Raw genomic sequence first — 13,530 nt, 5'->3', positions numbered from 1 at the left:
ATGCTTTAAATGCGTATCCGGATTCGAGGCTTTTGAATATGTAATAATAATTTTTTGAATTTTTACATCTCTTTGTGTGGAGCTGGCTTTCCCTTGTTAGTTGCAGGTAAAGGCTGGTGAGCCGAGTAAATTCAGCTCATGTCTTTCCAGTTTGCTAGCACAGCGATAATAAGCGAGAATACCGCACAATATCGAATAGTAGATATGCTTGCCTATTTTGTGAGCATGAAAGTAATTTAGAAGATTAACTAATGTCAAATCCCCTTTTTTTAGGCGAAGTGTCTAAGCGCAGAACGTTCGCTATTATTTCTCACCCGGATGCGGGTAAAACCACCATTACTGAAAAAGTCCTTTTATTCGGAAACGCGATCCAAAAAGCAGGTACGGTTAAAGGTCGTGGTAACGCACAGCACGCAAAATCAGACTGGATGGAAATGGAAAAAGAACGTGGTATCTCGGTAACCACTTCTGTAATGCAGTTCCCTTACAATGACTGTCTGGTAAACCTACTTGATACGCCTGGACACGAAGACTTCTCGGAAGATACATACCGTACGTTAACGGCAGTAGACTCGTGTTTGATGGTTATCGATGCGGCGAAAGGTGTCGAGGATCGTACACGTAAGCTGATGGAAGTAACGCGTCTGCGTGACACGCCAATCGTAACCTTCATGAACAAACTTGACCGTGACGTTCGTGATCCAATGGAAGTATTGGACGAGGTAGAAAACGAGTTGGGCATGATGTGTGCGCCAATTACATGGCCAATCGGCTGTGGTAAAGAATTTAAAGGTGTGTACCACATTCACCGTGATGAAACGATTTTATACGAATCAGGTCACGGTCATGAGATTCAAGAAGTTCGAATCATCAAAGGTCTCGATAACCCAGAGCTTGATGAAAAAGTTGGTGCAGGCCTTGCGGAAAGTGTTCGAGAAGAGCTTGAGCTTGTTATGGGTGCTTGCCCTGAGTTTGATTTGGAAATGTTCCTAACAGGTGATCTGACGCCAGTTTACTTCGGTACTGCATTAGGTAACTTTGGTGTGGATCATATGCTAGACGGTCTAACTGAATGGGCTCCAGCGCCGAAAACTCGTCAAGCGGTTGAACGTGAAGTTGAAGCGACTGAAGAGAAGTTCTCTGGTTTCGTATTTAAGATCCAAGCGAACATGGACCCAAAACACCGCGACCGTATCGCATTCATGCGTATTGTATCTGGCACTTACACGCAAGGTATGAAGATGAACCACGTTCGTCTTGGCAAGCAAGTGAGTATCTCTGATGCAGTAACCTTTATGGCTGGTGACCGTGCACGTGCAGAACACGCTTACGCCGGTGACATCATTGGTCTACATAACCACGGCACTATTCAGATTGGTGATACCTTTACTCAAGGTGAATCACTGAAGTTCTCTGGTATTCCGAACTTCGCTCCGGAACTATTCCGTCGTATTCGCCTGAAAGATCCACTAAAGCAGAAGCAGCTTCTCAAAGGTTTGGTTCAGCTATCAGAAGAAGGTGCGGTACAGGTATTCCGTCCTCTACAGAACAACGATCTGATCGTTGGTGCCGTTGGTGTACTTCAGTTTGATGTTGTTGTGGCTCGTTTGAAGTCTGAGTATAACGTTGAAGCGATTTATGAAGGCATTAACGTTGCAACTGCGCGTTGGGTTGAGTGTGGTGATGCGAAGAAACTGGATGAGTTCCAACGCAAGAATCAAGCGAACTTAGCATTGGATGGTGGTGATAACCTAACGTATATCGCTCCAACAATGGTTAACTTAAACTTAGCGAAAGAGCGTTTCCCTGACGTTGATTTCCGTGCGACGCGTGAGCACTAATTTGGCGCGGTTAGGGTAAGCCGTAACGCAAACTAGATTTTAAAACGCCCTTGGCTATAAACTTAGCCAAGGGCGTTTTTATATAAGGATAAGATATGAATTGGTTTAAACGTGGGCTAAAGCGTTACGACAACTGGTGTAAAGAGATGGGGCTAACTCCCGATCAGAAACGCAGTTGTGTCCCATATCGAAAAGACCCTGCCCATCAAACTAAAGAGAAGAGTGAAGCCCAACCATCCTCTGGTTTTCTGCCCGCAGATACAGATAAAAAGCGTCAAGATGAAGCTCTTTGATACGCACTGCCACTTTGATTTTGATGTGTTTCAAGATGACTTTGCGCATCAACTTGAGCTTGCTCAAACGCAAGGCGTCGCAAGAATTTTGATTCCTTCCGTCGGTCCGCAAAACTGGGCTCGTATTCAAACTTTGGCAGAGCAACATACCAATTTGTATTATGCGCTCGGCTTTCATCCGTATTTTCTTGAAGATAACGTTGAGCAGAACCTTACAGAGCTAGAAGGCTATCTAAATCAAAAAGGGCAGCAGTGCGTGGCAATAGGAGAGTGTGGTTTAGATTTTGCCATTGATGTTGATCCACAGTTGCAAGAAAAGATACTTGAAGTTCAATTTGAGCTGGCTAGACGCTTCGAACTCCCAGTTATTTTACATAGCCGAAAAGCGCACAATCGCCTCATTCAAATGGTGAAAGCGGCGAATCTCCCTAGAGGTGGTGTGCTACACGCTTTTTCTGGGAGTTATCAGCAAGCCATGGAGTGGGTCAAATTAGGTTTTTTTATCGGTGTAGGAGGAACGATTACCTACCCAAGAGCCAAGAAAACACGCGACGCAATTCAAAAATTACCACTCGAAAACCTAGTAATCGAAACAGACGCACCAGATATGCCTATACTTGGATATCAAGGGGAGTCAAATCACCCAGCCAAACTCATTCACGTCTTTAATGAGCTCGTAGAGTTGCATAACGGCCGAAAGCAATCGATTGCCTCTCAACTGTGGAAAAATAGCAATTTTGCTTTCTCGATATGTGAATAAAATCTAAAGATGTGGTTTGAAATCGAAAACGTTTTCCTGCTTATTGTGAATTAACTCACAAAGCTGGTTGAATCAATCATGAATCTTATAGGAAAGTGTGAGGCTGGCATTACTTTAATTGATTCTGCATGAGTATAATTGCCCCCGCTTTATAGCTCCATTTTGTAACACGCCAATAAATAACTTATAAGGAAGTCATAAACTATGAGCCTGTTTATGAGCCTAATCGGTATGGTAGTGCTTCTTGCGATTGCAGTGGCATTTTCTAACAACCGAAAAGCTATCAACTTTAGAACTGTGGGTGGCGCATTCGCTATCCAATTCGCATTAGGTGCATTTGTTCTGTATGTACCTTGGGGCCGTGATCTACTAAACGGTTTCTCTTCAGGTGTTTCTAACGTTATCAACTACGGTAACGATGGTTCATCATTCCTGTTCGGTGGTCTTGTTTCTGACAAGATGTTCGAAGTATTCGGCGGCGGCGGTTTCATCTTCGCATTCCGTGTTCTTCCTACACTGATCTTCTTCTCTGCACTGATTTCAGTTCTTTACTACATTGGCGTTATGCAATGGGTTATCAAGATTCTTGGTGGCGCACTACAAAAAGCGCTAGGCACTTCGCGTGCGGAATCAATGTCAGCAGCAGCTAACATTTTCGTAGGTCAAACTGAGGCACCTCTAGTTGTTCGTCCATTCGTTCCAAAAATGACTCAATCAGAGCTATTCGCGGTAATGTGTGGTGGTCTAGCTTCTGTTGCTGGTGGTGTACTAGCTGGTTACGCATCTATGGGTGTTCCACTAGAGTACCTAGTTGCGGCATCATTCATGGCAGCACCAGGTGGTCTACTGTTCGCTAAAATCCTTCACCCTGAGACTGACCAGCCTCACGAAAGTATCGAAGAAGCGATGGACGGCGGTGACGACAAACCAGTTAACGTAATCGACGCAGCTGCGGGCGGTGCGGCTTCTGGTCTACAACTTGCGCTTAACGTAGGTGCAATGCTAATCGCATTCGTTGGTCTAATCGCGCTAATCAACGGTATGCTAGGTGGCATCGGTGGTTGGTTCGGCATGCCAGAACTAACACTAGAGCTAATCCTAGGTTACGCGTTCTCTCCACTAGCATTCCTAATCGGTGTTCCATGGGCAGAAGCTGTAACAGCTGGTTCATTCATCGGTCAGAAAATCGTAGTGAACGAATTCGTTGCTTACTTGAACTTCACACCATACCTAGGTGAAAACGCTCAAGTAATCGCGGCAACTGGTGAAGTAATGTCTGAGAAGACAACAGCTATCATCTCATTCGCACTATGTGGTTTCGCGAACCTTTCTTCTATCGCGATTCTACTTGGTGGTCTAGGTAGCCTTGCACCAAACCGTCGTAGTGACATCGCTCGCATGGGTGTTAAAGCAGTTCTTGCAGGTACGTTGTCTAACCTTATGGCAGCGACAATTGCAGGCTTCTGCTTAAGCCTTGCAGCACTATAATTAGAATCGGTTCTTAATATATAGACGCCGTTTTACATCATGCCCTGTAGCAAGAGATTGCTGCGGGGCATTTTTCGTTTTTCGGGCTCCAAAATTTCATCGGGTGTTTGCCTTAGTCGAGGTATTACGCAGTCAATGGAATAGGGGCTAGGAAATTTTGAGATACAAACCGTTTGCGCTCTATTTGGTGCTACAGTTTTGCGGTGAAACTCTATAATGTATTAATCACAGGATAGTGGTTAAGCTTGATTCTTAATCACGTAATGAATATTACATAATCGATGGGCAAATGAATTGCCCTGCAATATCAGATCTAATAGGCGTTTTGCTTTGTGATGTGATATTAAAGACACCGCAATCATAGATTGTTGTGCCATAGGCCAAACTGGTACTGTGCGGTGACAAGGATAGCAATTGGCATATGATAAATTTTCGCTGTATATGCCGAGTCTTCAGGGAACCAAGTCCGTTCATTAATAGACTGTTTAGCCATTTACTCACATTGTCTCGACTTGTTGATTATAGTTAAAGACGTGATGTAAGGCTGAGTAGTGAATTTTTTGAATATTGATCGGAGATAGAAATGAGCGATTTAAAAGCAGCAGCGCTACGTGCACTTAAACTTATGGACCTAACTACGTTGAATGACGATGACACTGATGCAAAAGTGATCTCACTATGTCATGACGCGAAAACAGCAGTAGGCAACACAGCTGCAATTTGTATTTACCCTCGCTTTATTCCTATTGCTAAGAAGACACTTCGTGAGCAAGGTACGCCAGAGGTTCGTATTGCAACAGTAACGAACTTCCCACATGGTAACGACGACATTGAAATCGCAGTTGCTGAAACAAAAGCGGCGGTTGCTTACGGTGCAGACGAAGTTGACGTAGTTTTTCCTTACCGCGCGCTAATGGCGGGTGATGAGAAAGTAGGCTTCGAACTAGTTAAGCAATGTAAAGAAGCTTGTGGTGACATTCTTCTTAAAGTGATCATCGAAACAGGTGAACTAAAAGAAGAAGCACTAATCAAGAAAGCATCTCAAATCTGTATTGAAGCAGGTGCTGACTTCATTAAAACTTCAACTGGTAAAGTGCCAGTAAACGCAACACCAGAATACGCTCGCATGATGCTTGAAGTTATTCGCGACATGGGTGTTGCAGAAACTGTTGGTTTCAAACCAGCAGGTGGTGTGCGCACTGCTGAAGACGCAGCAGCATACCTAGCAATGGCTGACGAAATCCTAGGTGACAACTGGGTTGATGCTCGTCACTACCGTTTTGGTGCGTCTAGCCTGCTAACCAACCTACTAAATACATTAGAAGTATCGGACGACGTCGCTGATCCAACAGCGTACTAATTCCAATAATACGTCTGAACGGTAGCACCTAAACGGGTGCTACCAAACCTCTTCTATCCTACTACAACCATGGCTCAAAAGAGCTTGGGAGGCACTAATGTATTTACCACAAGAAATCATTCGTAAAAAACGTGACGGTGAAGTACTTACCGCAGACGAAATCAACTTCTTTATTCAAGGCGTAGCGAACAACACGGTATCTGAAGGTCAGATTGCGGCGTTTGCTATGACGATTTTCTTTAATGAAATGACCATGGATGAGCGCATCGCCTTAACGTGTGCAATGCGTGATTCGGGCATGGTTATCGACTGGAGCCACATGAACTTCGGTGGTCCAATTGTCGACAAACACTCAACCGGTGGTGTGGGTGACGTAACTTCTTTAATGCTTGGCCCAATGGTGGCAGCGTGTGGCGGTTTCGTACCTATGATCTCTGGCCGCGGTCTTGGTCATACAGGCGGTACGCTGGATAAACTTGAATCTATCCCTGGTTACAACATTACGCCGAGCAACGATGTTTTTGGTCAAGTAACCAAAGACGCTGGTGTGGCGATCATCGGTCAAACTGGTGACCTTGCTCCTGCGGATAAGCGTGTTTACGCGACTCGTGATATTACCGCAACGGTAGACAATATCTCCCTGATTACGGCGTCGATCCTTTCTAAGAAACTGGCGGCGGGTCTGGAATCGCTAGTGATGGACGTAAAAGTGGGTTCAGGTGCATTTATGCCAACTTACGAAGCGTCTGAAGAGCTAGCAAAATCAATCGTTGCGGTAGCAAACGGTGCTGGCACTAAGACTACGGCAATTCTTACGGACATGAACCAAGTATTGGCGTCTTCAGCGGGTAACGCAGTGGAAGTTCGTGAAGCGGTTCGTTTCTTAACGGGTGAATACCGTAACCCTCGTCTACTTGAAGTGACCATGGCTTCATGTGCTGAAATGTTAGTACTTGGCAAGCTTGCTGAGAACACAGAAGACGCACGCGCAAAACTGATGGAAGTGCTGGATAACGGCAAAGCGGCTGAGTGCTTCGGCAAGATGGTTGCCGGCTTAGGCGGCCCAGCAGACTTCGTAGAAAACTACGACAACTACTTAGAAAAAGCAGAAATCATCAAGCCAGTTTACGCAACAGAAACGGGCATTGTCTCTGCAATGGATACACGTGCTATCGGCATGGCTGTGGTTGCTATGGGTGGTGGTCGTCGAGTTGCTACTGATGAAATCGACTACGCAGTTGGTTTCGACGAGTTCATCCGCCTAGGTGAGGTCGCAGACAGTGATAAACCTCTTGCGGTCATCCACGCTCGCACTGAAGAGCAATGGGAAGAAGCGGCAAAAGCACTGCGCAGTGCAATCAAAGTAGGTGGTGAATACACACCAACTCCAGAGGTTTACCGCCAAATTCGTGCAGAAGATATCTAATAGAACAAGTAATTACACAAGGCCTACTCAACCATAATAAAAAGCCGAGTGGGCCTAAGGAACGAGCAATGAAAAGAGCATTTATTTTAGTACTAGACTCATTCGGTATCGGTGCAACTGCCGATGCTAAAGAATTTGGTGATGTAGGTTCAGACACACTAGGTCACATCGCTGACCAATGTGAAAAAGGCTTAGCAGATAACGACAATCGCCAAGGTGCACTTCGCCTTCCAAATCTATCGAAACTTGGTTTGGCAATGGCGCATAAAGAATCGACAGGTCGCTTCGCACCTGGACTAGACGCAGACGCTGAAATTATTGGTGCATACGGTCATGCAGCAGAGCTTTCTTCAGGTAAAGACACGCCGTCTGGTCACTGGGAAATCGCAGGTGTTCCTGTTCTGTTTGACTGGGGTTACTTCACTGACAAAGCAAACAGCTTCCCGAAAGAATTGACTGACCGCATTCTTGAGCGTGCAGGTCTTGACGGTTTCCTGGGTAACTGCCACGCATCTGGTACTCAAGTTCTTGACGATCTTGGTGAAGAGCACATGAAGACTGGCAAACCAATCTTCTACACTTCTGCTGACTCTGTATTCCAAATCGCATGTCACGAAGAGACTTTCGGTCTAGACCGTCTACTAGAGCTTTGCCAAATCGCACGTGAAGAGCTAGAAGATTACAACATTGGTCGTGTTATCGCGCGTCCATTTGTTGGTGCTGGTAAAGGTCAATTTGAGCGTACCGGTAACCGTCGTGACCTTTCTGTTGAGCCACCATCAGCAACGGTTCTACAGAAACTTGTTGAAGAGAAGCAAGGCAACGTGGTTTCTATTGGTAAGATTGCTGATATCTACGCAAACTGCGGTATCACTAAGAAAGTGAAAGCGACAGGTATCCCTGCATTGTTCGAAGCAACGCTAGAGCAAATCAAAGAAGCGGGCGACAACACGATCGTATTCACTAACTTTGTAGACTTCGACTCAGCTTACGGTCACCGTCGTGACGTAGCGGGTTACGCAGCGGCACTTGAGTACTTCGATGGTCGCATCAATGAAGTGCTAGAGATTATGGAAGAAGACGATGTGCTTATCCTAACGGCAGACCACGGCTGTGACCCAACATGGCCAGGCACTGACCATACTCGTGAGCACATCCCAGTATTGGTTTATGGTCAAAAAGTACCAGCTGGTTCTCTTGGCCGCCGCGAAACATTCGCAGATATCGGTCAAACATTGGCAAGTTACTTCGGTACTTCTCCAATGGATTACGGTAAGAACTTCCTATAATTAGTTAGGTTTTTGAAAACTAGGAGCTTGATTGCTCCTAGTTTTATGTTTGCAGTATGTAAATGCTGCTTGTCGGAAATGATAATACTCTGGCTTATATCGCCTTAAGCGCGGAGCGCTAGAGAAAGGTTAAGGAAAAGAAAATGGCAACTCCACATATCAATGCTGAAATGGGTGCATTTGCAGACGTCGTACTGATGCCTGGCGATCCACTACGTGCCAAATACATCGCAGAGACTTTCCTTGAAGATGTCGTTCAAGTGTGTGACGTTCGTAATATGTTTGGTTACACAGGCACATACAAAGGCCGTAAGATCTCGGTAATGGGCCACGGTATGGGTATCCCATCATGCTCGATTTACGCAACTGAACTAATCAAAGACTTCGGCGTGAAGAAAATCATCCGTGTTGGCAGCTGTGGCGCAGTGAATGAAGACATCAAAGTGCGTGATGTTGTGATCGGCATGGGTGCATGTACTGACTCTAAAGTGAACCGTATCCGCTTTAAAGGTCATGACTTCGCGGCAATCGCAGACTACAACATGGTTCGTGCGGCAGAAGACGCTGCAAAAGCTCGCGGTATTGACGTTAAAGTTGGTAACCTATTCTCAGCAGAGCTTTTCTACACGCCAGATCCAGAAATGTTCGATGTAATGGACAAGTACGGCATTGTTGGTGTTGAAATGGAAGCTGCTGGTATTTACGGTGTTGCGGCAGAATACGGTGCAAAAGCTCTGACAATCTGTACGGTTTCTGATCATATCAAGACTGGCGAACAGACTACATCTGACGAGCGTCAAACGACATTCAACGACATGATGCTAATCGCACTAGATTCAGTATTGCTTGGTGACGAAGAGTAAGCGACGAAGAGTCATTCTATTTTTCGCTCTCAAGAGCTAAAAAAACAGCCCGCACATTGCGGGCTGTTTTTATATGAGTTGTTAGCGCTACCTAGTTACTTGGTTAGCAGCAGGTTTGGCGCTTTTTTACGACGTATCGGTTGTCGACGTAAAATCAAGATGAACAACATACCACAGACAAAGCTCATTAAGACCATCATGTACATATAACGATCGCTCTTGCGATAGTGGTGGTCAGAAATAGCCGTCACCCGGCCCGTCTCAAAGGTCACGCGAACAAAACCGATAAGCGCACCATCTGCAAAAACTGGTTCAACCAACTGCTGGCGACCAATGGAAGCTGTTGCCAAAGGCGTATCTAGGCCAAGAACTTCGCGTACCGATAATGCCTCTTCACTAGACGCTAAACGTACACCCTGTGCATCGTAGATTGTTGCATCAAACACTAAACGGTCTTGTGCTAGTTGGTTTGTTAGCTGAAGTAATCGTTCTTGATCTTTAGTTAAAATCATCTCACTGGCAGAAAGAGACGCCTGTGAAATCAAAACTTTGGTGAGTGTTTCAAGCTGTTGTGCTTGAATTTTCTCATTACCCTTACTGATCACAACACTGTTTTTTATTGTGATAAACAACATCACACACAGTAGGATTAGTGCCAGAATTCTTAGGGCATTCCTTACTGAGAACAAAGATTCACTCATGCTCTTTACTCATCCATTTAAAATAAAACAAAGACTTGCCTTTTTAGTTTGTTGAGGTAACGTTTTAGCAAAGTCATAAGGGATTATATACATGGACGCGTCAAAAAGCTTGCCTATCAGAAAACATACGACACTTTTAAAACGATTACCCGAGACTCGATTTGCCTCCCAATTAGATAAAGCAAAAGCAAACTGGATCGTATTTGCTGAGTACCTTTCGCCAAGTCACTTCGAAGACATTGATTTCTTCACCGGCTTTTACAACCCGATACTAGAAACGTGGAAAGTTGGCCAATATGAAGTAGCCCTGATGGCCGGAGAATTAACTCCTCAACATGAAACGATCTTACAAAGTCTCAACCTAGATTACGCCTCGCTTAATGAAGTGCCCGATCTATCAACCCAAGGGTTGATTGTATTTGATATGGATTCAACGGCGATCCAGATAGAGTGTATTGATGAAATCGCGAAACTGGCAGGAGTAGGGGATGAGGTCGCTGAAGTCACTGAACGTGCCATGCAAGGTGAGCTGGATTTTGAGCAAAGTTTACGTCAGCGAGTTGGTAAGCTCAAAGGTGCCGATGAATCAATTCTTGAACAAGTTCGTTCCCAGTTACCATTCATGCCGGACTTTGAAGCGCTAATTGCGACGTTGAAAGCCTTGGGCTGGAAAACAGCGATTGCTTCCGGTGGTTTTACTTACTTCTCTGATTACATCAAAGATAAAGTCGACTTAGATTTTGCTCGCTCCAATCAATTAGAAATTATTGACGGCAAACTCACGGGTAACGTACTTGGTGATGTGGTAACGGCGCAGATGAAGTCTGACATTCTAGTGGAACTGGCGGATGAATATGAAATTGAGCAGCACAACACGGTTGCTGTCGGTGATGGCGCTAATGATCTTGTGATGATGTCGGTGGCAGGATTAGGGATTGCGTATCACGCAAAACCAAAAGTGGAAGCTCAAGCGCAATCAGCGATTCGCTTTGCAGGGTTGGGCGGTGTGCTCTGTATTTTATCTGGCGCATTGGTGAAGCAGCAAAAGGTCAGCTGGAAAGCTAAACCTTAACCATCCATTCAAAAACACCGCCAGAAAGGCGGTGTTTTTTTTCAATTTGGTATGACTTTGAATTTACTCGGTTAACTCCAATCTAATTACTACCTCTTCAGTAATGTCTTCAAATTCACTGTAACCAACGAGCGCCGTCAACTCTTTTTCTAACTTGCTTGCTTGATGTACACCAAATTGGGTTAAGTCACTTAAATCTTGTTGCAGTAATGATGTCATCGGATCGAAAATTGGCGCAGTAGAAAGGCGAATCACGTAAAAGTCACCCATCATTCGCGCTTTCTTTATAAATTGAATCCGCTCTTTTACGCTGTTGAACTCTTGATGAAGCTTTGACTCAATGCCTGTAATTTTATTGCCTACTTTTGCGGCGCTTATGTAGATATCCTGATGTCTGGCTTGAGCACCTTCTACACGTTTTATTGGCTCTGCGATTAATGTGCTTGTCCGGCCTTTAAAGATAGGTTCAAGTGACAACAGTTGGTCATGCCCAAGACGGGCAAAAAGCTCAATGTGTTTAGGTAGCGGCAAGTTCACCCCGATAACGGGGGTTTTTATTGAAGATGACGTACTCTTACTGATAAAAATGGGCGTGCTCAGCGTACGCGAGAGCAACATGCAATGCAGCCTTTCAAGTAGAGCATTACTTGGTAGCGTCTCTTTTTGCGGGATTAGCTTGTCTTGATTGTGCTCGATAATGCTGTTGAAAAAAGCGATTACCTTCATGGTTTGGCTGCTTTCATCAATAACTAGCTGCACGCTACAACCGTCTGGGCTTACACGAATTACTCGGTATGGCACCGACATTAACGGCAATTTTTTATCGTAGAGTTGTAATTCTCGAAAGTTGATTCTCACCTCTTGCCCAGAACGTAACATCGTGGGCTCACTTAGCCTAATTCCGAGTCCTCGTTTGGAAAGGTCAACAGTACTGCCGCCTGTTTTAGTCTGTCCTGAGTACAACTCTAAAGGTGTTTTAAAACGATAACGAGGCTCTTTTCGACGAGACTTTGCATCAAAATAAATGCCCTTTGGATTGCCGATAACTCTTCTCGGATGGCGAAACGCGTTTAATGTATTAGCGGGTAAGCGCGGCTTTTCAGTTAGCAGGTAATCCTGCCCTGACTTTTCGTCAGCAATTTCTTGCAAAATACCAATATGAGTCAGTGATTGAGACGTTTCTGCCAACTCTGGAGAGAATGCTGCTAGGTCTTCCTGTTCTTGCTCTGATAGTTCAAAGATTGAAATTCTAAAGGCGCGCCAACTCTCTCGTTTGCCACCTAAATGCCAAAATAGCTGGCGCTGTTCGCGAGTTGCTTCTGGGCGAAACATCGAATAGAAATAGGTTCGATTCTCGTGCTCGTGAGTAAATGAATAAAGGACATTGGTTGTTCCTTTAACACCAGGCTTAATGAGTGACGCGATGCGTTGCTCGTTGAATAAGGAACCAAACATTTGCTGGTTTCTCTCATCGTGCCAGTATTGCCAAAGCTTTTGATTGTTTGGCGTTAACATTGCTAATTTTAGGTCACTACCATCAAAGAATAGAGGCAAGCTGCTGGTGTGCTTTAGTGCGATGTGCTCATAACCGCGAGTTCGAGCTCGAATAATCTTGTCTTGATTGTCATGACGAGCCCTTTTAACAGCACTGTTGAGCGCTTCATCTATCACTCTGGTGACGACATTGGTATCAGTTAAGCGTATGGTTCTGAGGTATCGAACTGAGTCATTTTCGTAACAGTTATCAACCGCGAGTATGCGGTATGCAAGCGGTTTCTCTATACCTGCAACGTTAGATTTGCTGGCAAATTCAGTAAACGTGACCTGAATAATTTCCCCAAGGTTATATTTAAATGCGCTAGGGACTTTAAACTTTGCGCCAGAGCTAGATAAATCAATGCTTAATCCATGAAGAAGCTGTCCTTTAGAACGGCAAATTTCAACTTGAGATTGGACTTTCAAGCGTTTTTCTTGGCGCTTTAAATCGTAGCCTAGGTGAACGGGTTCTGCTAAGAACGGGCTTTTAGGATCCGTTAACGATTGCGTTTTTTGCTGAGTAAGGCGCTTGCTCATTACGCGAAAGTTATTTCGCGTGTTGACCAATGCTTCCCACATTCCTTCCGTGTAGCAGCCAAACTTTTTGATGTTTTTATGGTAAGCGTTGAAAGCAACATCATCCAACCAATGTGGAATGCCATCCAAAATATACTCGCGACATTCGCCTTGAACGCGACCTCGCAAATCAATGCTTTTTTTGCATGGAGCCATTAAGCGGTTAAGTTCCATTTTAACCAAAATTTTGGCCGAAGGCGGCTCTTCCTCGGTCAGTTGGCCAAGGACAAAGTCAAAGTCATTCGTACCGTAAACGGGAATGAGTCGTTCTGCGAGCGAGAGAATTTCAGATTGCTGCATTATTTCTGTTAGAGTATGTCGTTAC

At 44.8% G+C, this 13,530-nt stretch carries 12 protein-coding genes; 9 read left to right on the top strand and 3 right to left on the bottom strand.

The genetic code is table 11. The features are described 5' to 3' along the window. The first annotated feature begins 251 nt into the window (after positions 1 to 251). From prfC to R7Q46_RS07620, 4 genes are all read left to right on the top strand, one after another. Positions 252 to 1,841, top strand: a complete 1,590-nt coding sequence (gene prfC / locus R7Q46_RS07635) for a peptide chain release factor 3 (protein ID WP_005380123.1) — start codon at positions 252 to 254, stop codon at positions 1,839 to 1,841. Positions 1,842 to 1,936: 95 nt separating this feature from the next. Then, positions 1,937 to 2,134 (top strand): DUF5363 family protein, encoded by a 198-nt coding sequence (locus R7Q46_RS07630; protein ID WP_213912225.1) that lies wholly within the window; start codon positions 1,937 to 1,939, stop codon positions 2,132 to 2,134. Continuing rightward, the gene (locus R7Q46_RS07625; protein ID WP_258497160.1) at positions 2,121 to 2,894 is read left to right on the top strand and encodes a TatD family hydrolase; all 774 of its coding nucleotides are present in this window, start codon (positions 2,121 to 2,123) and stop codon (positions 2,892 to 2,894) included. The genes R7Q46_RS07630 and R7Q46_RS07625 overlap by 14 nt, the downstream gene beginning before the upstream one ends. Positions 2,895 to 3,098: 204 nt before the next feature. Then, on the top strand, positions 3,099 to 4,382 hold the full coding sequence (locus R7Q46_RS07620) for a NupC/NupG family nucleoside CNT transporter (protein ID WP_005380131.1): 1,284 nt from the start codon (positions 3,099 to 3,101) through the stop codon (positions 4,380 to 4,382). 358 nt (positions 4,383 to 4,740) lie between these two features. Here the strand turns inward: R7Q46_RS07620 and R7Q46_RS07615 are convergent, their stop codons facing one another. Next, positions 4,741 to 4,875: a hypothetical protein gene (locus tag R7Q46_RS07615; RefSeq protein WP_005391675.1), complete on the bottom strand. Its 135-nt coding sequence runs from the start codon at positions 4,873 to 4,875 to the stop codon at positions 4,741 to 4,743. A gap of 90 nt (positions 4,876 to 4,965) precedes the next feature. Between R7Q46_RS07615 and deoC the strand changes: the two genes are divergently transcribed. From deoC to deoD, 4 genes are all read left to right on the top strand, one after another. Further along, the gene (gene deoC / locus R7Q46_RS07610) at positions 4,966 to 5,742 is read left to right on the top strand and encodes a deoxyribose-phosphate aldolase (protein WP_005380133.1); all 777 of its coding nucleotides are present in this window, start codon (positions 4,966 to 4,968) and stop codon (positions 5,740 to 5,742) included. Between the two features lie 97 nt (positions 5,743 to 5,839). Further along, positions 5,840 to 7,168: a thymidine phosphorylase gene (deoA, locus tag R7Q46_RS07605; RefSeq protein WP_005380134.1), complete on the top strand. Its 1,329-nt coding sequence runs from the start codon at positions 5,840 to 5,842 to the stop codon at positions 7,166 to 7,168. Between the two features lie 68 nt (positions 7,169 to 7,236). Further along, positions 7,237 to 8,457, top strand: coding sequence for a phosphopentomutase (locus tag R7Q46_RS07600; protein WP_005386434.1), 1,221 nt, complete (start codon positions 7,237 to 7,239; stop codon positions 8,455 to 8,457). A 143-nt stretch (positions 8,458 to 8,600) separates the two neighbouring features. Next, positions 8,601 to 9,320, top strand: coding sequence for a purine-nucleoside phosphorylase (gene deoD, locus R7Q46_RS07595; protein WP_005380140.1), 720 nt, complete (start codon positions 8,601 to 8,603; stop codon positions 9,318 to 9,320). 95 nt (positions 9,321 to 9,415) lie between these two features. Here the strand turns inward: deoD and R7Q46_RS07590 are convergent, their stop codons facing one another. Continuing rightward, positions 9,416 to 10,021, bottom strand: a complete 606-nt coding sequence (locus R7Q46_RS07590; protein ID WP_005391677.1) for a YtjB family periplasmic protein — start codon at positions 10,019 to 10,021, stop codon at positions 9,416 to 9,418. A 91-nt stretch (positions 10,022 to 10,112) separates the two neighbouring features. Between R7Q46_RS07590 and serB the strand changes: the two genes are divergently transcribed. Then, positions 10,113 to 11,093, top strand: a complete 981-nt coding sequence (serB, locus tag R7Q46_RS07585; RefSeq protein ID WP_005386439.1) for a phosphoserine phosphatase — start codon at positions 10,113 to 10,115, stop codon at positions 11,091 to 11,093. Positions 11,094 to 11,156: 63 nt separating this feature from the next. On the opposite strand, the gene R7Q46_RS07580 is transcribed toward serB, so the two are convergent. Further along, positions 11,157 to 13,505 (bottom strand): PilZ domain-containing protein, encoded by a 2,349-nt coding sequence (locus R7Q46_RS07580; RefSeq protein WP_318077427.1) that lies wholly within the window; start codon positions 13,503 to 13,505, stop codon positions 11,157 to 11,159. Between the last annotated feature and the right edge of the window lie 25 nt (positions 13,506 to 13,530).

It is taken from the genome of Vibrio sp. 811, from assembly GCF_033339195.1.
The sequence above is the reverse complement of the archived record's forward strand: the minus strand, read 5'-3'. Positions and strand labels throughout refer to the sequence as shown.

What these genes read in the sequence shown, in the direction of transcription:
- prfC (WP_005380123.1), top strand. Translation starts at nt 252, where the DNA reads ATGTCAAATCCCCTTTTTTTAGGCGAAGTGTCTAAGCGCAGAACGTTC.
- R7Q46_RS07630 (WP_213912225.1), top strand. Translation starts at nt 1,937, where the DNA reads ATGAATTGGTTTAAACGTGGGCTAAAGCGTTACGACAACTGGTGTAAA.
- R7Q46_RS07625 (WP_258497160.1), top strand. Translation starts at nt 2,121, where the DNA reads ATGAAGCTCTTTGATACGCACTGCCACTTTGATTTTGATGTGTTTCAA.
- R7Q46_RS07620 (WP_005380131.1), top strand. Translation starts at nt 3,099, where the DNA reads ATGAGCCTGTTTATGAGCCTAATCGGTATGGTAGTGCTTCTTGCGATT.
- R7Q46_RS07615 (WP_005391675.1), bottom strand. Translation starts at nt 4,875, where the DNA reads ATGGCTAAACAGTCTATTAATGAACGGACTTGGTTCCCTGAAGACTCG.
- deoC (WP_005380133.1), top strand. Translation starts at nt 4,966, where the DNA reads ATGAGCGATTTAAAAGCAGCAGCGCTACGTGCACTTAAACTTATGGAC.
- deoA (WP_005380134.1), top strand. Translation starts at nt 5,840, where the DNA reads ATGTATTTACCACAAGAAATCATTCGTAAAAAACGTGACGGTGAAGTA.
- R7Q46_RS07600 (WP_005386434.1), top strand. Translation starts at nt 7,237, where the DNA reads ATGAAAAGAGCATTTATTTTAGTACTAGACTCATTCGGTATCGGTGCA.
- deoD (WP_005380140.1), top strand. Translation starts at nt 8,601, where the DNA reads ATGGCAACTCCACATATCAATGCTGAAATGGGTGCATTTGCAGACGTC.
- R7Q46_RS07590 (WP_005391677.1), bottom strand. Translation starts at nt 10,021, where the DNA reads ATGAGTGAATCTTTGTTCTCAGTAAGGAATGCCCTAAGAATTCTGGCA.
- serB (WP_005386439.1), top strand. Translation starts at nt 10,113, where the DNA reads ATGGACGCGTCAAAAAGCTTGCCTATCAGAAAACATACGACACTTTTA.
- R7Q46_RS07580 (WP_318077427.1), bottom strand. Translation starts at nt 13,505, where the DNA reads ATGCAGCAATCTGAAATTCTCTCGCTCGCAGAACGACTCATTCCCGTT.